At 31.3% G+C, this 22351-nt stretch carries 24 protein-coding genes; 21 read left to right on the top strand and 3 right to left on the bottom strand.

Annotated elements, in window-relative coordinates; genetic code table 11:
* The first annotated feature begins 35 nt into the window (after positions 1 to 35).
* The 20 genes from ACEQT4_RS07735 (at position 36) to ACEQT4_RS07640 (ending at position 18583) form a co-directional block, all read left to right on the top strand.
* The gene (locus ACEQT4_RS07735) at positions 36 to 1514 is read left to right on the top strand and encodes a DUF5687 family protein (protein WP_027879284.1); all 1479 of its coding nucleotides are present in this window, start codon (positions 36 to 38) and stop codon (positions 1512 to 1514) included.
* A 19-nt stretch (positions 1515 to 1533) separates the two neighbouring features.
* Positions 1534 to 2241, top strand: a complete 708-nt coding sequence (locus ACEQT4_RS07730) for an ABC transporter ATP-binding protein (protein WP_370226848.1) — start codon at positions 1534 to 1536, stop codon at positions 2239 to 2241.
* Positions 2242 to 2378: 137 nt separating this feature from the next.
* Entirely contained in the window at positions 2379 to 4931 is a 2553-nt protein-coding gene (locus tag ACEQT4_RS07725) for a hypothetical protein (RefSeq protein ID WP_370226847.1), read from the top strand.
* 12 nt (positions 4932 to 4943) lie between these two features.
* Entirely contained in the window at positions 4944 to 5333 is a 390-nt protein-coding gene (locus ACEQT4_RS07720) for a polymer-forming cytoskeletal protein (protein WP_106680684.1), read from the top strand.
* Entirely contained in the window at positions 5302 to 5529 is a 228-nt protein-coding gene (locus tag ACEQT4_RS07715) for an AtpZ/AtpI family protein (RefSeq protein ID WP_370226845.1), read from the top strand. Before ACEQT4_RS07720 ends, ACEQT4_RS07715 begins: the two co-directional genes overlap by 32 nt.
* Positions 5529 to 5900: a DUF6168 family protein gene (locus ACEQT4_RS07710; RefSeq protein ID WP_370226844.1), complete on the top strand. Its 372-nt coding sequence runs from the start codon at positions 5529 to 5531 to the stop codon at positions 5898 to 5900. The genes ACEQT4_RS07715 and ACEQT4_RS07710 overlap by 1 nt, the downstream gene beginning before the upstream one ends.
* Positions 5901 to 6029: 129 nt before the next feature.
* Positions 6030 to 7154: a F0F1 ATP synthase subunit A gene (atpB, locus tag ACEQT4_RS07705; protein ID WP_027879278.1), complete on the top strand. Its 1125-nt coding sequence runs from the start codon at positions 6030 to 6032 to the stop codon at positions 7152 to 7154.
* A 37-nt stretch (positions 7155 to 7191) separates the two neighbouring features.
* A complete protein-coding gene (atpE, locus tag ACEQT4_RS07700; protein WP_004569351.1) occupies positions 7192 to 7380 on the top strand; it encodes an ATP synthase F0 subunit C in 189 nt (62 codons plus the stop codon).
* Positions 7381 to 7468: 88 nt separating this feature from the next.
* Complete coding sequence (locus ACEQT4_RS07695; protein ID WP_027879277.1) at positions 7469 to 7969, top strand: F0F1 ATP synthase subunit B; 501 nt, start codon at positions 7469 to 7471, stop codon at positions 7967 to 7969.
* Positions 7970 to 7976: 7 nt separating this feature from the next.
* Complete coding sequence (gene atpH / locus ACEQT4_RS07690) at positions 7977 to 8513, top strand: ATP synthase F1 subunit delta (RefSeq protein WP_027879276.1); 537 nt, start codon at positions 7977 to 7979, stop codon at positions 8511 to 8513.
* A gap of 41 nt (positions 8514 to 8554) precedes the next feature.
* A complete protein-coding gene (gene atpA / locus ACEQT4_RS07685) occupies positions 8555 to 10135 on the top strand; it encodes a F0F1 ATP synthase subunit alpha (RefSeq protein ID WP_027879275.1) in 1581 nt (526 codons plus the stop codon).
* A 75-nt stretch (positions 10136 to 10210) separates the two neighbouring features.
* Complete coding sequence (gene atpG / locus ACEQT4_RS07680) at positions 10211 to 11071, top strand: ATP synthase F1 subunit gamma (RefSeq protein ID WP_027879274.1); 861 nt, start codon at positions 10211 to 10213, stop codon at positions 11069 to 11071.
* Between the two features lie 108 nt (positions 11072 to 11179).
* The gene (locus ACEQT4_RS07675; protein ID WP_370226842.1) at positions 11180 to 11650 is read left to right on the top strand and encodes a hypothetical protein; all 471 of its coding nucleotides are present in this window, start codon (positions 11180 to 11182) and stop codon (positions 11648 to 11650) included.
* Between the two features lie 19 nt (positions 11651 to 11669).
* Positions 11670 to 12128: a hypothetical protein gene (locus ACEQT4_RS07670; RefSeq protein ID WP_370226841.1), complete on the top strand. Its 459-nt coding sequence runs from the start codon at positions 11670 to 11672 to the stop codon at positions 12126 to 12128.
* Between the two features lie 53 nt (positions 12129 to 12181).
* Entirely contained in the window at positions 12182 to 13636 is a 1455-nt protein-coding gene (locus ACEQT4_RS07665; protein ID WP_370226839.1) for an oligosaccharide flippase family protein, read from the top strand.
* 6 nt (positions 13637 to 13642) lie between these two features.
* Positions 13643 to 14077 carry a dUTP diphosphatase gene (gene dut / locus ACEQT4_RS07660; protein ID WP_370226838.1) on the top strand — a complete coding sequence of 145 codons (435 nt, stop codon included), beginning with the start codon at positions 13643 to 13645 and terminating at the stop codon, positions 14075 to 14077.
* 66 nt (positions 14078 to 14143) lie between these two features.
* Positions 14144 to 15163, top strand: coding sequence for a sugar phosphate nucleotidyltransferase (locus tag ACEQT4_RS07655; protein WP_370226837.1), 1020 nt, complete (start codon positions 14144 to 14146; stop codon positions 15161 to 15163).
* Between the two features lie 56 nt (positions 15164 to 15219).
* Positions 15220 to 16584 carry a lipopolysaccharide assembly protein LapB gene (locus ACEQT4_RS07650; protein ID WP_027879268.1) on the top strand — a complete coding sequence of 455 codons (1365 nt, stop codon included), beginning with the start codon at positions 15220 to 15222 and terminating at the stop codon, positions 16582 to 16584.
* A complete protein-coding gene (locus tag ACEQT4_RS07645; protein WP_106680659.1) occupies positions 16584 to 17357 on the top strand; it encodes a DUF4292 domain-containing protein in 774 nt (257 codons plus the stop codon). Before ACEQT4_RS07650 ends, ACEQT4_RS07645 begins: the two co-directional genes overlap by 1 nt.
* A 2-nt stretch (positions 17358 to 17359) precedes the next feature.
* The gene (locus ACEQT4_RS07640; RefSeq protein ID WP_370226835.1) at positions 17360 to 18583 is read left to right on the top strand and encodes a murein hydrolase activator EnvC; all 1224 of its coding nucleotides are present in this window, start codon (positions 17360 to 17362) and stop codon (positions 18581 to 18583) included.
* Here the strand turns inward: ACEQT4_RS07640 and ACEQT4_RS07635 are convergent, their stop codons facing one another.
* Together ACEQT4_RS07635 and ACEQT4_RS07630 are read right to left on the bottom strand one after the other, a co-directional pair.
* Positions 18584 to 19093, bottom strand: a complete 510-nt coding sequence (locus ACEQT4_RS07635; RefSeq protein WP_223077739.1) for an acyl-CoA thioesterase — start codon at positions 19091 to 19093, stop codon at positions 18584 to 18586.
* Positions 19094 to 19220: 127 nt separating this feature from the next.
* Positions 19221 to 20159: an SPOR domain-containing protein gene (locus ACEQT4_RS07630; protein WP_370226834.1), complete on the bottom strand. Its 939-nt coding sequence runs from the start codon at positions 20157 to 20159 to the stop codon at positions 19221 to 19223.
* Between the two features lie 106 nt (positions 20160 to 20265).
* Between ACEQT4_RS07630 and dprA the strand changes: the two genes are divergently transcribed.
* Complete coding sequence (gene dprA, locus ACEQT4_RS07625) at positions 20266 to 21369, top strand: DNA-processing protein DprA (RefSeq protein WP_370226833.1); 1104 nt, start codon at positions 20266 to 20268, stop codon at positions 21367 to 21369.
* Here the strand turns inward: dprA and trpS are convergent, their stop codons facing one another.
* On the bottom strand, positions 21370 to 22338 hold the full coding sequence (trpS, locus tag ACEQT4_RS07620) for a tryptophan--tRNA ligase (RefSeq protein WP_027879231.1): 969 nt from the start codon (positions 22336 to 22338) through the stop codon (positions 21370 to 21372).
* Positions 22339 to 22351: the final 13 nt, after the last annotated feature.

The following is a 22351-nucleotide window of genomic DNA, read 5'->3' as shown; positions in this document are numbered from 1 at the left end:
CTACCAATACATAAACCAAACCAAAATATTAATCTATGATAAGCAAGTTTATAAGTTTAGAGTGGAAACAATTTTTTCGTTCTGCTAGTTTCGGAAAAAGCTTAGCGCTAAAAATTTTAATGGGCTTTTTTGCGCTTTATTTTATTGTTACATTTTTAGCGTTAGGTGTTGGACTATATCCTGGTTTAAAAAAAGCATTTCCAGATCAAGATCCTTTTATTATTGTAAATCAAGTTATTTTTTACTGGGTTTTAATGGAGCTTCTTATTCGTTTTTTCTTTCAGAAATTACCAGTAATGAGTGTAAAACCTTTGCTAACGCTTCCTGTTAAAAGAAACACAGTGGTTAACTATGTTTTGGGTAAATCAACTTTAGCGTTTATTAACTTTTTACCGCTTTTTGCAACAATCCCTTTTAGCATAGTCTTAATGTCAAAAGGATATTCAAAATCTATGGTGTTAACATGGTTAGTAGCAATGGTTTTGATATCGTTAATCAGTAATTTTTTAAATTTTATTATTGAAAGTATCTCGTCAGAAACCGAATTATCTTACCTACCAATTATTGTAGTTGCTGGAGGATTATTTGCTTTAAACTATTTTGAGATCTTAGATATTTCAGGATTACTATCTGCATCCATTTTAGCTATAGCTAATAACCCAATATATCTATTAATATTAGTTGCTATCTTAGGTGTTTGTTATTGGTTTAATTTTAAGATTTTAAGACAAAAACTGTATTTAGATCATTCTTTAAAAACTAAAATAAAAGAAGTTAATGCTTCTAACCTTGGTTGGACAAAAAACTTTGGGGACATTGCACCATTTATGCAATTAGATTTGCGTTTAATATGGCGTAATAAAAGACCAAAATCTTCGGTATTTATTTTAGTTATTGGCTTACTATATGGATTATTCTTTTACCCTAATCCTCAATTTCAAGATTCACCAATGATATTTGGTTTTGTAGGTATTTTCGTAACAGGTATTTTCTTAATCAATTTTGGGCAGTTTATTCCTGCTTGGGATAGCGGTTACTACAAAATGTTAATGAGCCAAAACATTAAATACGAGCAATACCTAAAATCTAAATACACGCTAATGATTTTAAGCGTAATTATCATGTTTGTACTTAGTATTCCGTATGTGTATTTTGGTTGGAAAATTTTAGCAGCACATTTTGCAGCAGCCATTTATAACATTGGTGTTAATAGTTATGTAATTATGCTTGGCGGAAGCTTTAATCGCAAAAAAATAGACTTAAACCAACGTGCAGCATTTAACTATCAAGGTACTGGTGCAGTACAATGGATTATTGGTATTCCTTTAATGATTTTACCTGCAGCAATATTTGGCTTAACTTCATTTTTTATCAGTTTTCAAGTCGGTCTATTTGCATTAGCCTTTTTGGGTTTATTAGGTATTGTGTTTCATCAAAAATTAATGAAACTAATTACACAAAAATACCTGGACTCTAAATATAAAATGATAGACGCATTTAGTCAAGACAGCTAACCTTAATTCACTTTTAATCATGATAAAGACAACAAACCTTTCAAAAAAATATAATAGTAAAGAAGTATTAAATATTTCAACTTTAGAAATCCCAAAAGGACAAAGTTTTGGATTAGTAGGAAACAACGGAGCAGGTAAAACAACCTATTTTAGTTTACTTCTTGATTTAATAAAACCAACTACAGGACAGATAGAAAACAACCATGTTGTTGTTAGCGAAAGTGAAGATTGGAAACCATTTACCTCTGCATTTATAGACGAAAGCTTCTTAATTGGTTACTTGACACCAGAAGAATATTTTTATTTTATTGGTGATTTACGTGGGCAAAACAAACAAGACGTAGACAACTTATTGGCACAGTTTGAAGATTTTTTTCATGGTGAAATCTTAAACCAGAAAAAATATTTACGCGATTTAAGCAAAGGAAACCAGAAAAAAGCCGGAATTGTTGCTGCATTAATAGGTAATCCAGAAGTCATTATTCTTGATGAACCTTTTGCAAACTTAGACCCAACAACACAAATTAGATTAAAACAAATCATTAAAGATTTAGCCGAAAAACAAGGTGTAACCGTGTTAGTATCAAGTCATGATTTATTACATGTTACCGATGTTTGCGAGCGTATTGTGGTTTTAGATAAAGGTCAAGTTGTAAAAGATATTAAAACTAGCGAGGCAACTTTAAAAGAATTAGAAGCGCATTTTTCGGGCATATCAGAAGTGTAATATTTTATAGTTTTTTCTCTGTAAATTGATATGCGTTAAGTTATTTAAAAAAAGATGCTTATTTTTACGCTCTTACATGCAAAAAATATAATAAAATTGCATGTAAACAGTTATGTATTACACAAAATACAACCGCATTGAAATTAGCATTTAAAATAAGTTTAGCCTTTACGGTTATAGTACTAACAATTACAAGTTGCTCTCGAAAAAACGATAGTTTTATAAGTCGTAATTTTCACGCAGTAACTGCAGAATATAACACATTATTTAATGGTTACAATGCGTTAGAGCAAGGACGCAACAGTCTAAACGCAACTTATTTTGATAATTATTGGGCCATACTTCCTGTAGAGCGTATGCAAATCACAGAAGAAGTTATTTTACCAGGACAATCCAAAAATTCTGATTTTACAAAAGCTGAAGAAAAAGCTGTCAAAGCCGTTCAAAAACACGGTATGAATATTCAAGGTAAAGAGCATAATCCACAAATAGACGAAGCTTATTTACTATTAGGTCAAGCACGTTATTTTGACCAACGTTTTGTTCCTGCATTAAACGCTTTTAATAAGATTTTATCAAGTTATGGCGATTCTGATAAAATCAACACAGCAAAAGTATGGCGAGAAAAAACCAATATGCGATTAGAAAATAACGAAATTGCTATTGAAAACCTTAAACGCCTATTAGAACAAGAAGATTTAGAAGACCAACAACTTGCAGATGCCACATCTACTTTGGCACAAGCTTATATTAATTTAGAGCAGTTAGATAGTGCAATTGTGCATATAAAAACAGCATCTAAAGCCACAAAAAAGAATGAAGAAAAAGGTCGTTTCAACTTTATAAAAGGTCAGCTATACAATGCTTTAGAAGATAAAGACAGCGCAAACATAGCTTTTGATGAGGTTATAGATTTAAACCGAAAAATACCACGTCAATATCTAATTGCTGCAGAAGTAGAAAAAGCTAAGAATTTCGATTATGAAAACGGTAATAAAATCGAATTTTTAGAACACTTAACCAAACTTGAAGAAAATAGAGAAAACCGTCCGTTTTTAGATAAAATTTATCACCAAATAGCCGAGTTTCACTTAGAAAATAAATTCGATTCTTTAGCAATAGCTTACTACAATAAATCACTTCGCACCAACTCTAAAGACAAAATTTTAGTTGCCAAAAACTACGAAACTTTAGGTAATTACTATTTTGATAATACAGAGTATAAACTAGCAGGCGCCTACTATGACAGTACATTAATCAATATGGTAGAAAACAGTAAACCATACCGTGTGATTAAAAAGAAAAACGAAAATTTAGAAGATGTTATCTTCTACGAAGGTGTTGCAGAAGCTAACGACAGTATCTTAAAGTTAGTAGCTATGCCAATAGCAGAAAGAGAACAGTATTTTAAAGATTATACAGATAAATTAAAAGCTAAAGCTGAAGAAGAGCAAGAGCGTTTAGAAACTCAAAAACGTATAAAAGATTTTCAGCAAAACACTACTAACAAAAAAAGTGGTTTTGGTCCACCACGTGGTGCTTCACCAGTAGGTAATGCAACAAGTTTCTATTTTTATAATCAAGAAACTGTAGCTTATGGTAAAAACCAATTTGAACAACTTTGGGGAGAAAGAAGTAATGAAGATAATTGGCGTTGGTCAAGTAATGGTCGCAGTGGATTTTCTTCTACAGACGCAATTGCTTCTGCAATCGAAAACAATTCTGAAAACGAAAAATTCTCTCCAGATTATTACTTAAAACAATTACCAAGCACAGATAAAGATATTGATAGCCTAATGAAAGACAGAAATTATGCATACTATCAATTAGGGTTAATTTATAAAGAGAAATTTAAAGAATACGAGCTTTCAAAAACAAAATTCACAACCTTATTAAAAAGTGCACCGGAGGAACGTTTAATATTACCTTCAAAATATAATTTATACAAAATATACGAGATTTTAGGACAAACAAATGAAGCTGAAATTACTAAGCAAGATATAATAAGTAATTATCCAGATTCTAGATATGCCTTTATTTTACAGAATCCAAATCAAGCAGTTGCAGATAATGAAGGAAGCCCAGAAAATCTTTACGAGCAAACCTATAAAAAACTTGAAGAGCAACAATATCAATCTGTTATAGAAGACAGTGACCAATATATAAACTACTTTGACGGCGATCCAATTGTGCCAAAATTTGAATTGCTAAAAGCAACAGCAAACGGTAGATTAAATGGTTACACAGCTTACATGGAAGCCTTAAACCAAATAGCATTAGATTATGCTAACACAGAAGAAGGTATAAAAGCACAAAATCTAATTAATAGTTTACAGTCTTTAAGTAAACAAATATTTGTGCCAAATGATGTATCTAAAAACTTTAAAGTAGTCTATCAATTTGATAAAAATCAAGAAGTTGAATTAAAAGAGTTTAAAGAAACACTAGATAAAGTTATAGAAAAAATATCTTACTACGATTTATCAACGTCTGTAGATGTTTATAATAAAGACAAAACATTTTTAGTAGTACATGGTATAAAAAGTATAGATGGTGCAAAAGGGTTTGCTAATATTGTAGAAGAAGAGGATAAAAAGAAAATAGATAGACCATTTTTTGGAATTTCGCAAGAAAATTACCAGATTATCCAAATACATAAAAACTTAGACACTTATATAGCAAATCAATAATCTCCCTTAATTATGAAGAAAAACAAAAATCAAGAACATATTTCTATCCAAAATATAATAGCAAAAGGAACTAAAATTGTAGGTGATTTTTTTAGTGAAGGCGACTTACGTGTAGATGGAATTATTGAAGGAAATATACAAACACCAGGTAAGGTTGTAGTAGGTAAAGATGGTCAAATTTCAGGAAAGTTGTCATGTAGCAATGCTTATTTTGAAGGAAAACTAAACGGTACAATAGAATTAACGGGTACATTAACATTAAAATCTACAGCACATATAGAAGGAGATGTTGTTACCGAAAAATTAGCAGTAGAGCCAGGAGCAACATTTAATGTAACTTGTGAGATGAAATCTTCTGTAAAAGATATAAATGGCAAATCAAAACAACAAAAAACAGCCTAATAAATACATAAAGTTTACTTCTATTGCTTTACAAATGGGATTAACCATTTATTTAGGAAGCAAGTTTGGCGAGTGGCTTGACCAAAAATACAACACAACCAATCAAATCTATTATAAGGTAGTAACGTTAATTGCAGTTGCTGTTGCAATGTTTTCGGTTATCTATCAAGTTATAAAAATTACAAACAAAAAATAATGCTAAAACGTATTATAATATCTGGAGCTATAATCATAGCTGCTTTTTTTATTAGTTACGGACTAAATAAATCACTAGTAGATATTCAGCTTCAGTACTCATTATTTAGTGTTTATCTTTTTCATGCACTAGCTGCAATAATAGTCTATTTAATAATAGAATTTCTTTTTACCAAACTACCAAATCAAGTAGGTTACGCCTATTTAATGCTAATGTGTTTTAAGATAGGAGCATTTGTATTAATTTTTCAAAAATCAGTCTTTGCGGTAGAATTAGAAGCGCTACAAGAAAGAATAAGTTTGGTGGTTCCTTTATTTATTTTTTTAATTATTGAAGCATTATTAGTAGGTAAACTACTAACTAATAAATAAGGCTTATATAATCAGCTATTTAGCTTAAAAAAAAAAGCTGTTTTTTAAAATAAAAAAAAGCTTTAAATTTTTAAATAAATGCTTACATTTGCACGAAATTTAAAGGCAAAACTTTAATTAGGCGAAAAAATGATGATTGCAAAAAGATCTATCAAATTAATTATAGCATTATTCTGTGTATTAATAACTTCTGTTTCATTAGCAGAAACAAACCAGTCTCATCAAGAAGACCACAACGGTAATACAATTGATACACCTTCAGAAATTAAAGAGTATATTCAACATCACTTAAAAGATTCTCACGATTTTCATTTGTTTACTAATAATAAAACAGGAAAACATTGGAGTATGCCATTACCTGTAATTGTTTGGACAAGTAATGGGTTAAAGACGTTTATGTCTTCAGAGTTTCATCATGACGATAACGGTGAAGTAATCGTAGAAAAAGGAGATACTAGATTAGTAAAATTACACAGTAAAATATACGAGTTAGACAATGGTGCGACAACTGTTGCTTTTGATGATGCACATCACCCAACAAATGCACACAAAGTTTTAGATTTTTCTATAACTAAAAGTGTGTTTGGTATGTTGCTAGCTGGATTGTTAATGATTTTAGGTTTTGGTAGTTTAGCAAAAGGCTACAAAAAAGGAAAAAACATCCCAACTGGTATAGGTCGTGTATTAGAACCATTAGTAATCTATGTAAGAGATGACATAGCTAAGCCAAACATTGGAGAGAAAAAGTACCGTAAATTTATGGGCTTCTTATTAACAGTATTTTTCTTTATTTGGATATTAAACTTATTAGGATTAACGCCATTAGGATTTAACGTAACAGGACAAATTGCTGTAACAGTATGTTTAGCAATATTTACAGCTGTAATCTATTTATTTAGTGGTAGCAAAGATTTCTGGATGCATACATTATGGATGCCAGGAGTACCAGTAATATTAAGACCAGTATTAGCAGTGATAGAATTAGTAGGATTTGTGTTAATTAAACCATTCTCTTTATTAGTTCGTTTATTTGCAAACATGACAGCAGGACACTTTGTGGTAATGAGTCTTATAGCATTAATGATAACAATGAAGGAAGCATTTGGACCAGTAGCATCTACAGGTATGTCTTTAGTGTTAGCATTATTTATATCGGTTATCGAAATATTGGTAGCCTTTTTACAAGCATTTATTTTTACGATGTTATCATCGTTATTTATAGGTATGGCGGTTGAAGAGCATGACCATCATTAATAAGAATTTGTTTAATTAATATTTAAAATCAATTAGTATGTACAATTTAATTGGAGCAGGATTAATCGTAATCGGTGGAGGAATCGGTTTAGGTCAAATCGGTGGAAAAGCAATGGAAGGTATTGCTCGTCAACCAGAAGCAGCTGGAAAAATCCAAACTGCGATGATCATCATCGGTGCCTTATTAGAAGGTTTAGCATTCGGAGCATTAATCTTAGGAAAATAATCCTAAAACAAAACAAAACAACTTCTGTAACGGTTGGTTGCAGAAGCTGTTTTAAATTAAACAAACACAAAGAAGTAATCAATATCAAATGGAAACTTTATTAAACGATTTTTCAGTAGGTTTATTTATAATGCAAGCTGTAATCTTAGTAATACTTATAGTATTAATGAGAAAATTTGCTTGGAAACCAATCTTAGATGCATTACAATCTCGTGAAGATGGTATCCAAAACGCATTAGAAGCAGCAGAGAATGCCAAAGTTGAAATGCAAAATCTTCAAGCAGATAACGATAAGTTATTAAAAGAAGCTCGTGCAGAACGTGAAGCAATGTTAAAAGAAGCACGCGAGTTAAAAACAAAAATGATTGAAGACGCTAAAACTGAAGCACAAGAGCAGGCTAATACAATTATAGAGCAAGCTCAAGCAGCAATAGAAAGCGAAAAGAAATCTGCTATGGCTGAGTTAAAAGGTCAAGTAGCAGGATTATCTTTAGAGATAGCAGAAAAAGTTGTACGTCAAGAATTATCTAACAAAGACAAACAAATAGAATTAGTTGAGTCTATGTTAGGAGACGCAAAATTAAACTAGTCAAAAAATGGCAGGAGAAAGAGCAGCAATACGTTACGCAAAAGCAGTACTAAGTTTAGCTACAGAAAGTAACACAGCAGATGCTGTAAATACAGATATGGAGCTAATAAAAAATACTGTTGCTGAGAGTAAAGATTTAAAAGATATGCTTTACAGTCCTGTAATACGTTCATCTGTAAAAAAATCAGCATTGTTAGAAATTTTTAAAAATACTAACAAAGCAACAGTTAATTTAATAGATGTACTTATTGCTAACAAGCGTATATCTCTATTACCAGAAGTGGCTTCAAGTTTTATAACCCTTTTTGAGCAACAAAAAGGCAGCCAAGTAGCACAAGTAACTACAGCAGTACCTTTAACAAAAGAGTTAGAAAATAAAGTACAAGCAAAAGTAAAAGAGCTTACAGGTAAAGAAGCAGCAATAACAAATATAGTAGATGAAAACATTTTAGGAGGTTTCATCTTAAGAGTTGGAGATACACAATACAACGCAAGTATTGCTAACCAACTAAACAAATTAAAAAGAGAATTTACAATAAATTAAATATAGTTAGATTTAAATCTAACATCTAATATCTAAATAAGATGGCAGAAGTAAAACCAGCTGAAGTATCAGCAATCTTAAAACAACAACTATCTGGTTTTGAAGCAAGTGCTTCATTAGACGAAGTTGGAACAGTATTAACAGTAGGAGATGGTATTGTACGTGCTTACGGATTATCAAATGCTCAATACGGAGAGTTAGTAGAATTTGAAGGAGGATTAGAAGGTATTGTACTAAACCTTGAAGAAGACAACGTAGGTATTGTATTATTAGGAGGATCAACTGGAGTAAAAGAAGGTTCTACAGTAAAACGTACTAACCGTATTGCTTCTGTTAAAGTAGGTGAAGGTATTGTTGGTCGTGTAGTAGATACATTAGGAAATCCAATTGATGGTAAAGGACCTATCGCTGGTGATACTTACGAAATGCCATTAGAGCGTAAAGCGCCTGGTGTTATTTACCGTCAACCAGTAAACGAGCCATTACAAACAGGTATTAAATCTGTAGATGCCATGATTCCTGTAGGACGTGGACAACGTGAGCTTGTAATTGGTGACCGTCAAACTGGTAAAACAACAGTTTGTATTGATACCATCTTAAATCAAAAAGAATTTTACGATGCAGGAGAGCCTGTATATTGTATATATGTAGCAGTAGGACAAAAAGCGTCTACAGTTGCAAACATTGCTAAGACTTTAGAAGAAAAAGGAGCTTTAGCTTATACTACTATTGTAGCTGCAAATGCATCAGACCCTGCTGCAATGCAAGTTTACGCGCCATTTACCGGTGCTGCAATAGGTGAGTATTTTAGAGATACTGGTAGACCAGCTTTAATTGTATTTGATGATTTATCAAAACAAGCAGTTGCTTACCGTGAGGTATCTTTATTATTACGTCGTCCACCAGGACGTGAGGCGTATCCAGGAGACGTTTTCTACCTTCACTCAAGGTTATTAGAGCGTGCTGCAAAAGTAATTGCAGATGATGATATTGCTAAAAACATGAACGATTTACCAGAATCGTTAAAGCCAGTAGTAAAAGGTGGTGGATCTTTAACAGCTTTACCAATTATCGAAACACAAGCTGGAGACGTTTCTGCATATATTCCAACTAACGTAATTTCTATTACCGACGGTCAGATTTTCTTAGAGTCAGATTTATTTAATTCTGGTGTACGTCCAGCAATTAACGTAGGTATCTCGGTATCTCGTGTAGGTGGATCTGCTCAAATTAAGTCAATGAAGAAAGTAGCTGGTACATTAAAGTTAGACCAAGCTCAGTTCCGTGAGCTTGAAGCATTTGCTAAGTTTGGTTCAGACCTTGATGCTGCAACGTTAAATGTAATTGAAAAAGGTAAGCGTAACGTAGAAATCTTAAAGCAAGCACAAAACGATCCTTATACAGTAGAAGACCAAGTAGCAATTATCTACGCTGGTTCTAAAAACTTATTAAGAGATGTACCTGTTGAAAAAGTAAAAGAATTTGAAAGAGATTACATAGAGTTCTTAAATGCTAAACACAGAGATGTTTTAGATACTTTAAAAGCAGGAAAATTAACTGACGAGGTTACAGATACATTATCTGCAGTTGCAAAAGACCTTTCAGCTAAATATAAAGCATAATAATAGATTTTAGTATTAGAGTAGTGAGATAGAAAGTTTTCTCACTACTGAATACTCAATACTAATTACTAAAAAATGGCAAATCTTAAAGAAATACGTAATAGGATATCTTCGGTATCTTCAACAATGCAAATAACCAGTGCTATGAAAATGGTATCTGCTGCAAAGTTAAAGAAAGCCCAAGACGCTATTACAGCAATGCGTCCTTATGCAGACAAGTTAACAGAGCTTTTACAAAGCTTAAGTGCAACTTTAGAAGCAGATGCAGGAAGTAAATTTGCAGACCAACGTGAAGTAAACAGAGTATTAATAGTTTCAATATCTTCAAATAGAGGATTATGTGGTGCTTTTAACTCTAACATTATCAAACAAACAAACAATTTGATAGATAATGTTTACGCAGGTAAAGAAGTATCTGTTTTAGCAATAGGAAAAAAGATTAATGACGCTTTTGGAAAAAAAGGAATTGTTATTGCTAACAAAAGTGATATTTATGATGATCTAACTTTTGATAACGTTGCAGAAATAGCACAAATGCTAATGGATAAGTTTGTTACAGGCGAGTTTGATAAAATTGAAATCGTTTACAACAAATTTAAGAATGCAGCAACGCAAATAGTAATGACAGAACAGTTTTTACCTATTGTTCCAATACAACAGGATGAAAACGTTAATTTAGATTACATTTTTGAGCCTTCTAAAGCCGAAATAGTAGAAGAGTTAATCCCTAAATCTTTAAAAACTCAGCTTTATAAAGGTGTAAGAGATAGCTTTGCGAGTGAGCATGGAGCACGTATGACAGCAATGCATAAAGCAACAGATAATGCTACAGAGTTAAGAGATCAATTAAAATTAACTTACAACAAAGCACGTCAAGCAGCAATTACTAATGAAATATTAGAAATTGTTGGTGGTGCAGAAGCATTAAATAATTAATTGTGCTAAACTCAAAGCAATTATAAAAAATAAAAAGCCTTATCAATTTTGATAAGGCTTTTTTTATGGAATGCAATTTGATTATTATATTTATAAAAAACTAAGCTCATGATTAACTTTTTTAAATACATCACGTTTACATTTATAGTATTTGCATTTTTTTTACAATGTTCTAGTGTCCAAAAACTTCAAGATAGTGTAAGTTTTAAAATAGAACAACCTTATTATCAAAACTGGGTTGCAGGAGTTAAAAATGGCGGATCAGGTATTAATATATTTATTCCTGTAACTAACTTAAAGACTAATATATCATTAGACAGTTTATATTTTAGAGGGCATAAAGTTTTATTAGAAACTAAACCAAATAATCCAAATCTGTTTATAGGACGTATTTTAACTGAAGCTAATCAAAATGAAGATTTCTCTCCTAATACAGAAGCAGAAATTTCTTTCGATTTAAAAGAAAATGAAGCCGTTATCATTTATACCGAAAACGATAAAAAGAAGTATTATAAAATTGATAATATAAAAGAAAAACAAACCGAGTATTTTCCGAGTGCGCCACCAAAACAAAATTAATTATTAACCTACTTACATTATGAAAGCCCTTAAATCAATAACACTAATTGTGTTATTTATTTGTATTTGTAATTGTTCACCTTCTAAATATGCATTACAAAAACAAGCACCAATTCAATTAACGCAAACGTATTTACAGCATTGGACAACCGGTGTAGCTATTGGTAGCTCTGGTGTCAACCTTTATTTTTATAACCTTTATCCAAACCATTCAAGTATTAAAATGGATAGTGTGTACTTTAGAAAAATGAAAGGAAAACTAATACCTTTAAAAGGTCAATATTTTTCTCGATTAACAAAAAGATTAACTAATGAAGAAGGAAATGCACTAACAACTAAAGGTTTTTTTCCTTTTCAATTAGAAAATAGAGAATGTGTAATTAGTTATATAGAAAATGGTACAACTAAGTATTACAAGGTTTCAAATATAGAAGAAAAAGAAGGTGTTTACTATCCAGAAGGACCACCAATTAATTAATGTTTTTATTACTGTAACAAATTCAATACATTTAGGTCAAAATAAACAACCTTTTGAGCGGATTTAAATCTCTTTTTAAGCAAACATTTATTTATGGTTTAGCAACAGTTTTACCCAGAATGTTAAGCTTTATACTTGTGCCATTATACACAGATCCTTCAGTATTATCAAGAGCTGAATATGGTGAAGTATCTTTTATTTTTGCTTATTTCGTTTTATTTAATGTGGTTTTAGCCTACGGAATGGAAACCGCGTTTTTTAGATTTTTTAATAAAGAAGAAAATCAAAAAAATGTTTTAAATACATCAGCAACATCGTTAACAGTTAGTAGTTTAGCTGTTTTAGGTATTGCTTTTCTTTTTAGAAATCAAATTTCATCTTTAATTGAAATTGACTTACAATACTTAAACTTAGTCTTTTTAATATTGCTTTTAGACGCATTAGTAATTATACCATTTGCTTGGTTAAGAGCTACAAGTCAACCTACAAAATATGCTATAATTAAGATTTTAAACGTAGCTGTAAACTTAGGATTAAATGTATTTTTATTAGTTTACTTAAAAGATTTAGCCGAAACTAACTCCATTTTCAATTCTATTTATAAACCAAAATTTGAAATCAATTATATTTTCATTTCTAACGTCATTGCTAGCGCATTAACGTTGGTTTGGTTATTACCTTTTTATAGAAAAGTGAAGTTTAAAATAGACATTAAACTTTGGAAAAAGATGATGAACTACGCTTTACCTGTACTTATTGCAGGCGTTGCGTATTCTATAAACGAAACCTTTGACCGAATTCTTTTAAAAGAATTATTGCCAGAAAATATAGCAGATGACCAAATAGGTATGTATTCTGCATGCTATAAAATAGCGTTATTTATGACGCTTTTTGCAACAGCTTTTAGATTAGGGATAGAGCCCTACTTTTTTAGCCATTCAAAAACTAAAGATCCACAAAAAAATTACGCCAAAATATTAGAGTTTTTTATTGCATTTGGAGCAATAATCTTAGTGACAGTTGTTGTTTTTGCAGATATAATAAAACCTATAATTATTAGAAGTGAAGCTTATTATGACGCAATGTGGATAGTGCCTTTTATCCTATTAGCAAACTTTTGTCTTGGTATTTATCATAACCTATCCGTTTGGTACAAAATTACAGACAGGACTAAATATGGCGCCTATATTTCGGTTTTTGGTGCAGTAATAACATTGTTAATCAATTACATCTTAATACCTAAAATAGGATTTAAAGGATCTGCAATTGCAACGCTTTGTGCTTATAGCTTAATGATGTTTTTATCTTATTTCTTCGGAAGAAAATACTATCCAATTCCTTACAATTTAAAGAAAATAGTCATTTATTTATTGGTGTCGATTAGTTTCTCTTTCATCTATTTTTATAATTTTAGAGGTAATTATTTTATTGGTTTTACTGCAATAATTGTACTTTTAGGCATAGTTTTTCAACTTGAAAAAAATGAAATTAAAAAATTACTCAAATAACATTTCATGCAAATAAAAATCATTAATAAATCCAATCACGCTTTACCACACTATGAGACCATAGCATCTGCAGGAATGGATTTAAGAGCAAATATAGATGAGGCAATAACCTTAAAACCTTTAGATCGTACTATAGTTAAAACAGGCTTGTTTATAGAGTTACCAATAGGTTTTGAAGCGCAAGTTAGACCTAGAAGTGGTTTGGCAGCAAAAAAAGGAATAACCGTCCTAAACGCGCCAGGAACAATAGATGCAGATTATAGAGGAGAAATAGGCGTTATCCTTGTTAACCTGTCTAACCAAGATTTTACGATAGAAAACGGCGAGCGTATTGCACAATTAGTAATTGCAAAACACGAACGTACCGAATGGATTGAAGTAGAAACACTTTCTGAAACGTCTCGTGGAGAAGGCGGTTTTGGAAGTACAGGGACAAAGTAAGGACAAGACTCACTATTTCTAGAAAATCAAATAAACAACTAGACAAAAAACAAATCAACTTTAAAAATGAAAATAATAGTACCTATGGCGGGAAGAGGATCTCGTCTAAGACCACATAGTTTAACAGTTCCAAAACCATTAATTCCTGTTGCAGGACAACCAATTGTACATAGATTAGTAAAAGATATCGCAAAGGTTTTAAAACAACCAATAACCGAAGTTGCATTTGTTTTAGGTGATCCAGCTTGGTTTGGAGACGATGTAGTAGATAGTTTAACAGACTTAGCGACAAGTTTAGGTGCAAAAGCCTCAATCTATCGTCAAGATCAACCTTTAGGTACAGGTCACGCTATTATGTGTGCTAAAGAAAGCTTATCAGGACCAGCAGTAATCGCTTATGCAGACACTTTAATACGTGCAGATTTTAATTTAGATCCAGAAGCAGACTCAGTAATTTGGGTAAAGCAAGTAGATCAACCAGAAGCTTACGGTGTTGTTAAATTAAACGACAAAAAGGAAATTATAGAGCTTGTAGAAAAGCCACAACAATTTGTTAGCGATTTGGCAGTTATAGGTATTTACTATTTTAAAGAAGTAAGTCAGTTAAAAGATCAGCTACAAAAGGTATTAGATAATAATATTATTAATGGTGGCGAATATCAAATTAACGACGGAATTAAAGGCATGATGGCAGACGGAAAAGTCTTTAAAACAGGCGAAGTTAGCGAATGGATGGACTGCGGAAACAAAACCATAACATTAGACACAAACCAACGTATGTTAGGCTTTTTACAAGCAGATGGAGAAGAGCAATTAGTTTCAGGTACTGTAAAAAATGAAAACTCAACAATTATAGAACCTTGTTATATTGGAGAAAACGTAGTGCTTAAAAACGCAACTGTTGGACCATATGTTTCAATTGGTAATAATTGTGTTATCGAAAATGCAACCGTTAAAAATAGTTTAATACAAAACCAAACTAGTATAAAAAATGCTAATTTAGACGAAGCTATGATTGGTAACCACGTTAAGTACGACGGTAAGTTTACCAAAATTAGCATTGGCGATTATTCTGTTTTGGAATAATTATTGACCTAATTAAAATAAAAAGTCACTTAAACCTTAGTCAAAAGGTTATTTAGATGAAAAAAACGCTTTACATCTTATATTTCCTTTTCGGAATGTTATGCATTCCGCAGACTAACTATGCCCAAGTAGATTTTAATAAAACACCAAATGACGACTTAGGAAATTTTGAAGACGAATTTCAAAATAATTTCTACGAAGCCATGAAACAACACGGTATAGAAAATTATGATCGTGCTGTAGATAACTTAAAACGATGCTTAGAATTAGACGATTCTCATGTGGTTATTTATTATCAATTAGGAAAAAACTACAACAAGCTTAAAAATTTTGGAGAAGCTGAAGATGCATTAAAAGATGCATTAAGAATAGAGCCTGATAACGAATGGGTTTTAGACGAGCTGTATCATGTTTACATTCAGCAAAAAGAATATAACAAAGCCATAAAAACCGTAAGACAATTGGTAAAATACCATCCAGATTATAAAGAGGATTTAGCCAATATTTACGTACAAACAGGTAATTTTAAAGATGCACTTAAAATCTTAGACGAGTTAGATGAAGAGTACGGTATTACAGACGATAGAGACTTACTACGTAACCGCATTTACAACGCAACAGGTAGAAAAAAAGATCAAATTGAAAATCTTGAAGAACGCGTAGATAAAAATCCAGAATCTGAAGAAACTTATTTAAGATTAATCTATCGCTACAGCGAAAATAACGATAAGAAAAAAGCATTTGAAACAGCAAAAAAGCTATTAGAAATTAATCCAAAAAACCAACTTGTTCATCTAGCATTATATAAATTTTATTTAGATGAAGGTAGCCACGATAAAGCAATTAATTCTATGAAAATTGCTTTACAAAGCTCAAAAATTAATCCCGAATCTAAAATAAAAGTACTAGCAGATTTTGTAAAATTTGTCAGTAAAAATCAACAATACGAGCAAGACTTAGTAGATGTAACTTCAATGCTAACAAAAATTGAATCTAGTGGTAAAACGTTGGTAGAGTTAGCTCAATATTATTTACTTAAAGGCGAAAAACAAAAAGCAATAAGTTTTTACGAACAAGCACTTCAAAAAGAAGAAGAAAACTTTGGGATATTAAGAAATATAATACTTCTTCACATAGATTTAAAACAATTTAAACAAGCAGCAGATCGTAGCCAAGAAGGTATAGAAATTTTCCCATCGCAACCAGTTTTATATCTTACTCATGGCGTGTCATTAAACTATTTAAACAGACCTAAAGAAGCTATAGAAAGCTTAGAAATGGGCTTAGATTACATTATTGATGACAAACCAATGGAAGCAGATTTTTATAATCAATTAGCCAAAGCTTATACTGCAACAAACAATTTAAATAAAGCCAAAACGTTTAGTGATAAAGCAAAAAAATTACAATTATCTAATTAATGACTATTAAAACTCAATTTTCTCTATATACAATACTATTCTTATTTGTATTTGTTGGTTGTAAATCAGCCAAAACTATTGTTGCCAATGGCGAACTAAACAATAGATTAACAGCAAAACAATTAATTAAACAAACCGAAAAAGTAGAGTCAGATTTTAAGACTTTAGTCGGTAAAATGAAAATTGAATACATAGAAAAAAATAAATCTGAAGGAACAACCGTTAGTCTTCGTATAGAAAAAGATAAAACCATTTGGATGAGTAAATTAGGGTTAGTAAAAGCACTAATAACACCAACAAGAGTCGCGTTTTATAACAAACTAGATAACACTTATTTTGATGGCGATTTTACGTATTTAAGTAATCTTTTAGGGACAGAATTAGATTTTCAAAAAGTACAAAATATGCTATTAGGTCAGTCTATGTTTTCACTAAATGATAAAGATTATGAGATTGATATTTTTGACAAATCTTACCAATTAAAACCAAAAAAACAACGCGATTTATTCGAGCTTTTTTTAATGTTCAACCCAAGTCATTTTAAAATGGATTCTCAGCAAATTGCACAACCTAAAGAACGTAGAATTTTACAAATAGACTATTTATCTTATCAAAAAGTAGACAACCTAACTTTACCTTCAGAAACAAAGATTTTTGCTATAGAAAATGAAGATCAACTAGTGATTAATTTAGAATTAAAATCTGTAGATTTGAATGAAGATGTACGTTTTCCGTTTAGCATTCCTTCAGGATATAAAAAAATAGAATTATAACCATGAAATTCAATCAGTTTCTAACCCTTTCATTAATGTTTTTGTTGCTTGGCATCACTTCCGCGCAAGCGCAAAACAATAAAAAAGATCAGCTTGAAGCAAGACGAATAGAGCTTAGAAACGAAATTAAGAAAATAAACAATCTTCTTTTTTCTAACCAAAATAAAAAGAAGGATCAAACCGCTTTAATAGAAGACTTAAACTATAAGTTAAGCGTGACTAATAACTTAATAAAAGTCACCAATCAACAAGCTAATTTATTAACTAGATCTATAAATAATAATCAAAAAGAAATTTCGCAATTGCGTGACGAGCTTACCATTTTAAAAGAAAACTACGCAAAAACGATTCAAAAAAGTTATAAAAATAAAAGCGAACAAAGCCGTGTAATGTTTTTATTGTCTTCAGATAATTTTAGACAAGCTTATAAGCGTTTACAGTACATGAACCAATATGCAAAGGTGCAGAAACAACAAGCCGAAGACATAAAAGTAAAAGCAAAAAAGCTTCAAGATTTAAACTTAGATTTAGTTAAGCAAAAAGAAGAAAAGGATAAGTTAATTGCAGAAAATAAGGTCATTCAAAATCAATTAGAAGCCGATAGAAAGCAACATCAATCTATAATGGCAGAGATTAAAAAAGACTTAAATAAGTATGCTGCTCAAATAAAAGAAAAGCAGCGTGAAGCTGCTAAAATAGATGAAGAAATAGACCGAATTATTAAAGCCGAAATAGCAAAATCTAATAAAAAAGCAGGCAAAACGTCTACCTACAAATCTGGTTTTGCATTAACAGCCGAAGCAAAATTAATAGCAGCAGACTTTATAAGTAACAAAGGAAAATTACCTTGGCCAGTAGAAAAGGGAATTGTAAAACTACGTTACGGAAAACAAAGATCTCCTATAAATCCTAGTGTCGAAATACAAAGTAGCGGTGTAAGAATAGCTACCGAAAAAGATGCTAAAGTTAGAGCTGTTTTTAAAGGTAAAGTCTTAGCTGTAATGGTGCAAAAAAAGAGTAATCCTGTGGTTTTAATCCAACATGGTAATTACATTACAGCTTATGGTAATTTAAAAACAGTTTATGTTAAAAAAGGTGAACAGATTTCTACAAAACAAGAGATTGGCGAAGTCTTTACAGACAGCGATGGTCAAACCTTATTAAAGTTTAGCGTTTATAAAAATAATGCATCACAAAACCCAGCAGAATGGGTTTATAAAATGTAATTACTCAAATAAAGCTTTAAGTTCTGTAGCGTCTTGAGGTTTCATTTTTCCTGCTAAAACTAAACTTAATTGCTTACGTCTTAAAGCAGCAGCATAACGTTCTTTTTCAAGATCGGTTTCTGGTACAAGTTCTGGTACTTTTACAGGTCTTCCTGTTTCGTCAACAGCAACAAAGGTATAAATAGCTTCATTAGCTTTTGTGCGTTCTCCAGACTCACGATCTTCAATCCAAACATCAATAAATATTTCCATAGAGCTTTTAAAGGCTCTAGATACTTTAGCTTCTACAGTTACAACACTACCTAAAGGCACAGCTCTGTTAAATGCAACATGATTAACAGAAGCAGTTACTACAATACGTCTACTATGGCGTCTTGCACTAATACTTGCTGCACGATCCATACGTGCTAGTAACTCGCCACCAAAAAGGTTGTTTAACGGATTAGTTTCGCTTGGTAATACTAAATCGGTTAATGTTGTTTTAGAACTTTCGGCAGTTTTAGGTGTCATGGAATTTATTTTTTTTGCAAAGGTAAGACGATTTACATTTTTAGTTTAGCTTTTTACAAATAATTATGAAAACAAAAAGCCTCACAATTATAATTGTGAGGCTTTTAATATTTGTTTTAAATATTACTTAGTCTAACTTTTTTATAAGCAACCAAGCGTCTTTATTACTTTCTTTTCTTATTGAATTTAAAGCGTTAAAAGCGTCTTCTCTAGACGTATAACTACCATAAGCAACTTGGTGTAATCCGTATTTATTTGTACCAATTTTTCTTGCTTTAAAACCTAAAGCTTTTAACTGTTCAACTTTTTTATCAGAGTTTTCTTCTAATCTAAAAGCACCAGCAATCACATGATAATTACCTATTTGTTTATTTACATTTAATGTTACAGCAGGTAAAGGATTGCTTATTACAAATGTAGCTTCTTGTATTTGACTTTCTAATTGTGCATCTGCTTCTTCTTGAGCTATTTGGTTATGGTTTTCTATATTTTTGTAATAATTAGTTACTCCAAAACCGCTTAAACCTAATACAATAATAGCAACTGCAGCGTATTTAAGATAAGACTTACTTTTACGTTTTTCTTGTGTAATTGCAATGGTTGGCACTTCTTTTTCAATTGTGTCAACCTCTTTTTTGTATTCTTCCCTTGTTACAGAAGGACTTACAAATTGAGATAAACCAAACGCATCTGTTAAATAATTAAGGTGATAAGAAGGTGTAAACTGTATTTTACCTTCATTATTTAACTTTAAATCGCCAATATTTTCAAAGGTTAAAGTTTCTCCTTCGGTTAAATAAGATTTTAACGATTTAACACGCATTGCTATATTTTGCGTAGCAACTTCAAAAGGAATCTTTTCTACATCTGCAATATAACGTGCTAAAAGACCATCGTTATTTTGTATTTGTTCATTAAAAGATAATACTTTTTTTGGCGGATAAAACGCGTTGGTAGAATCGTGTACTGTAGCCGATTTACGTTGCGTTAAAAAAGCACCAAACTCTGGCACAGTCACACAATCGTAACGGTATAACAAATCGCTTATGTAGGTTTCTAATTGCATAAAAACAAAGTTATAAATTTTTAAAAGCGAATAAAATTTAGACCCTATTATTTATTAACAGCAATAAATTTCTTTTCTTGTAGCTTAAAAATCAGATTAATATAAAATGAAAGATAGCCAATTACTGCATATTTTAGCCTTACAACACGTATCAAAAATTGGAGATACTACTGCAAAAAAGCTAATTAATCACTGCGGAAGTGCAGAAGCTGTCTTTAAAGAAAAAAGAAGTAATCTTTTAAAAATTGACGGTATTGGTGAAGTTTTATTGAGTGAATTACATAAATCAAATCATCTTGAAGCTGCAGAAAATGAACTAAAATACATAAGAGATGAAGGTATAAATTGTCATTATTTTTTAGATGATACGTATCCAGAAAAATTAAAACATTGTTTAGATGGTCCTATTTTATTGTTCTCGTCAGGAAATATCAACTTAAATAATCAACACATTATTAGCATAGTTGGTACTAGAAAAATTACAACATCTGGTATAGCTTTTTGCGAAAAATTAATTGAAGATTTAGCAGTATACAAGCCTATAATTATTTCTGGGTTTGCTTATGGTACAGATATAACCGCACATAAAGCAGCAATAAAAAACAAATTGCAAACTATTGGTTGTTTAGCGCATGGATTAAACCAAATTTATCCTAAAGTGCATAAAAAATATGTGGCTGAAGTAGAAAATAATGGCGGTTTTTATACTGATTTTTGGAGTAGTGATACCTTTGATCGTAACAACTTCTTAAAAAGAAATCGTGTTATTGCAGGTTTAAGTCAAGCAACCATTGTTATAGAATCTGCAGAAAAAGGCGGAAGCCTTGTAACTGCAGATATTGCTAATTCTTATAACCGAGATGTTTTTGCGGTACCAGGTCGCATAACAGATAGCCAAAGTGTTGGTTGTAATAACCTAATTAAGCAGCAAAAAGCACATTTGCTATCTACACCATACGATATTCCTTATATGCTTAATTGGGAATTAGAAGCGTTAAAAAAGCCACCAATACAAAAACAGCTATTTGTAGAGTTAGATGCAGATGAAAAAATAGTTTACAATTACCTAAAAGATAACGATAAAGAGCTTTTAGATGTTATTGCTATAAACTGCAAATTACCAACTTACAAAATGGCAAGTATTTTACTTAATATGGAGTTAAAAGGTGTTGTTAGACCTTTACCAGGAAAATTGTTTGAGCTTATTTAATTAATATCCAACCTTTTCTCTAACTCTAGCTAATACTTTATCTGCTACTTTTTTAGCTTTTTCTGCACCAATAGCTAACGCTTCGTCTATTTTATCTAAGTTTTGCATGTAATAGTTGTAGCGTTCTCTTTGAGCTTCAAAAGTGGTTAAGATTAACTCGTAAAGCGCTTGCTTAGCATGACCATAACCGTAATTACCATTTTCGTAATTGGCTTTCATTGTTGCAATTTGTTCTTCGTTAGCTAATAAGCTGTAAATAGCAAAACAGTTACACGTACTCCAGTCTTTAGGCTCTTCTAATGGAGTGCTATCTGTTTCAATACTCATTATTTTTTTACGAAGTTGTTTTTCTGGTAAAAAGATGTTGATGTAGTTATCTCTACTTTTGCTCATTTTTTCGCCATCTGTACCTGGGATAAGCATTGTGTTTTCTTGAAGTTTTTCTTCAGGTAAAACAAAAGCTTCACCCATTTTTGCATGAAAACGAGAGGCTACATCTCTTGTAAATTCGATATGTTGAAGTTGGTCTTTACCCACAGGAATAATCTCTGCATCATACAATAAAATATCTGCAGCCATAAGCATTGGGTACATAAATAATCCAGAGTTAACATCTTCTAAACGGTCTGCTTTATCTTTAAAACCATGGGCTAATTGCAATCTTTTAAACGGAAAAAAACAGTTTAAATACCAAGCAAGTTCTGTTACTTGAGGGATATCACTTTGTCTATAAAACACTGTTTTTTCTATGTCTAACCCAAAAGCTAACCAGGTTGCAGCAACAGAGTAGGTGTTGTGTCTTAACTCTTCTGCATTTTTAATTTGTGTTAAGGTGTGCAAATTTGCTATAAACAAATAAGACTCATTATCACTGTTCTCGGATAATTTTATAGCAGGTAAAATTGCACCTAATATATTACCTAAATGTGGTGTTCCTGTACTTTGAATTCCTGTAAGTATTCTTGCCATGATTAAATTTAAT

It is taken from the genome of Mesoflavibacter sp., from assembly GCF_964226795.1.
GTDB lineage: Bacteria > Bacteroidota > Bacteroidia > Flavobacteriales > Flavobacteriaceae > Mesoflavibacter > Mesoflavibacter zeaxanthinifaciens.
Note: the sequence above shows the minus strand (reverse complement) of the source record. Positions and strands in the feature narration are given on the sequence as shown.

Excerpts from the sequence above, each read along its gene's own strand:
- atpH (WP_027879276.1), top strand. The coding sequence starts at position 7,977 with ATGGCAGGAGAAAGAGCAGCAATACGTTACGCAAAAGCAGTACTAAGT.
- ACEQT4_RS07730 (WP_370226848.1), top strand. The coding sequence starts at position 1,534 with ATGATAAAGACAACAAACCTTTCAAAAAAATATAATAGTAAAGAAGTA.
- ACEQT4_RS07715 (WP_370226845.1), top strand. The coding sequence starts at position 5,302 with ATGGCAAATCAAAACAACAAAAAACAGCCTAATAAATACATAAAGTTT.
- ACEQT4_RS07640 (WP_370226835.1), top strand. The coding sequence starts at position 17,360 with ATGAAATTCAATCAGTTTCTAACCCTTTCATTAATGTTTTTGTTGCTT.
- ACEQT4_RS07695 (WP_027879277.1), top strand. The coding sequence starts at position 7,469 with ATGGAAACTTTATTAAACGATTTTTCAGTAGGTTTATTTATAATGCAA.
- atpB (WP_027879278.1), top strand. The coding sequence starts at position 6,030 with ATGATGATTGCAAAAAGATCTATCAAATTAATTATAGCATTATTCTGT.
- dprA (WP_370226833.1), top strand. The coding sequence starts at position 20,266 with ATGAAAGATAGCCAATTACTGCATATTTTAGCCTTACAACACGTATCA.
- atpE (WP_004569351.1), top strand. The coding sequence starts at position 7,192 with ATGTACAATTTAATTGGAGCAGGATTAATCGTAATCGGTGGAGGAATC.
- ACEQT4_RS07735 (WP_027879284.1), top strand. The coding sequence starts at position 36 with ATGATAAGCAAGTTTATAAGTTTAGAGTGGAAACAATTTTTTCGTTCT.
- trpS (WP_027879231.1), bottom strand. The coding sequence starts at position 22,338 with ATGGCAAGAATACTTACAGGAATTCAAAGTACAGGAACACCACATTTA.
- ACEQT4_RS07670 (WP_370226841.1), top strand. The coding sequence starts at position 11,670 with ATGAAAGCCCTTAAATCAATAACACTAATTGTGTTATTTATTTGTATT.
- ACEQT4_RS07645 (WP_106680659.1), top strand. The coding sequence starts at position 16,584 with ATGACTATTAAAACTCAATTTTCTCTATATACAATACTATTCTTATTT.
- ACEQT4_RS07650 (WP_027879268.1), top strand. The coding sequence starts at position 15,220 with ATGAAAAAAACGCTTTACATCTTATATTTCCTTTTCGGAATGTTATGC.
- ACEQT4_RS07710 (WP_370226844.1), top strand. The coding sequence starts at position 5,529 with ATGCTAAAACGTATTATAATATCTGGAGCTATAATCATAGCTGCTTTT.
- ACEQT4_RS07655 (WP_370226837.1), top strand. The coding sequence starts at position 14,144 with ATGAAAATAATAGTACCTATGGCGGGAAGAGGATCTCGTCTAAGACCA.
- dut (WP_370226838.1), top strand. The coding sequence starts at position 13,643 with ATGCAAATAAAAATCATTAATAAATCCAATCACGCTTTACCACACTAT.
- ACEQT4_RS07720 (WP_106680684.1), top strand. The coding sequence starts at position 4,944 with ATGAAGAAAAACAAAAATCAAGAACATATTTCTATCCAAAATATAATA.
- ACEQT4_RS07675 (WP_370226842.1), top strand. The coding sequence starts at position 11,180 with ATGATTAACTTTTTTAAATACATCACGTTTACATTTATAGTATTTGCA.
- ACEQT4_RS07635 (WP_223077739.1), bottom strand. The coding sequence starts at position 19,093 with ATGACACCTAAAACTGCCGAAAGTTCTAAAACAACATTAACCGATTTA.
- atpG (WP_027879274.1), top strand. The coding sequence starts at position 10,211 with ATGGCAAATCTTAAAGAAATACGTAATAGGATATCTTCGGTATCTTCA.
- atpA (WP_027879275.1), top strand. The coding sequence starts at position 8,555 with ATGGCAGAAGTAAAACCAGCTGAAGTATCAGCAATCTTAAAACAACAA.
- ACEQT4_RS07630 (WP_370226834.1), bottom strand. The coding sequence starts at position 20,159 with ATGCAATTAGAAACCTACATAAGCGATTTGTTATACCGTTACGATTGT.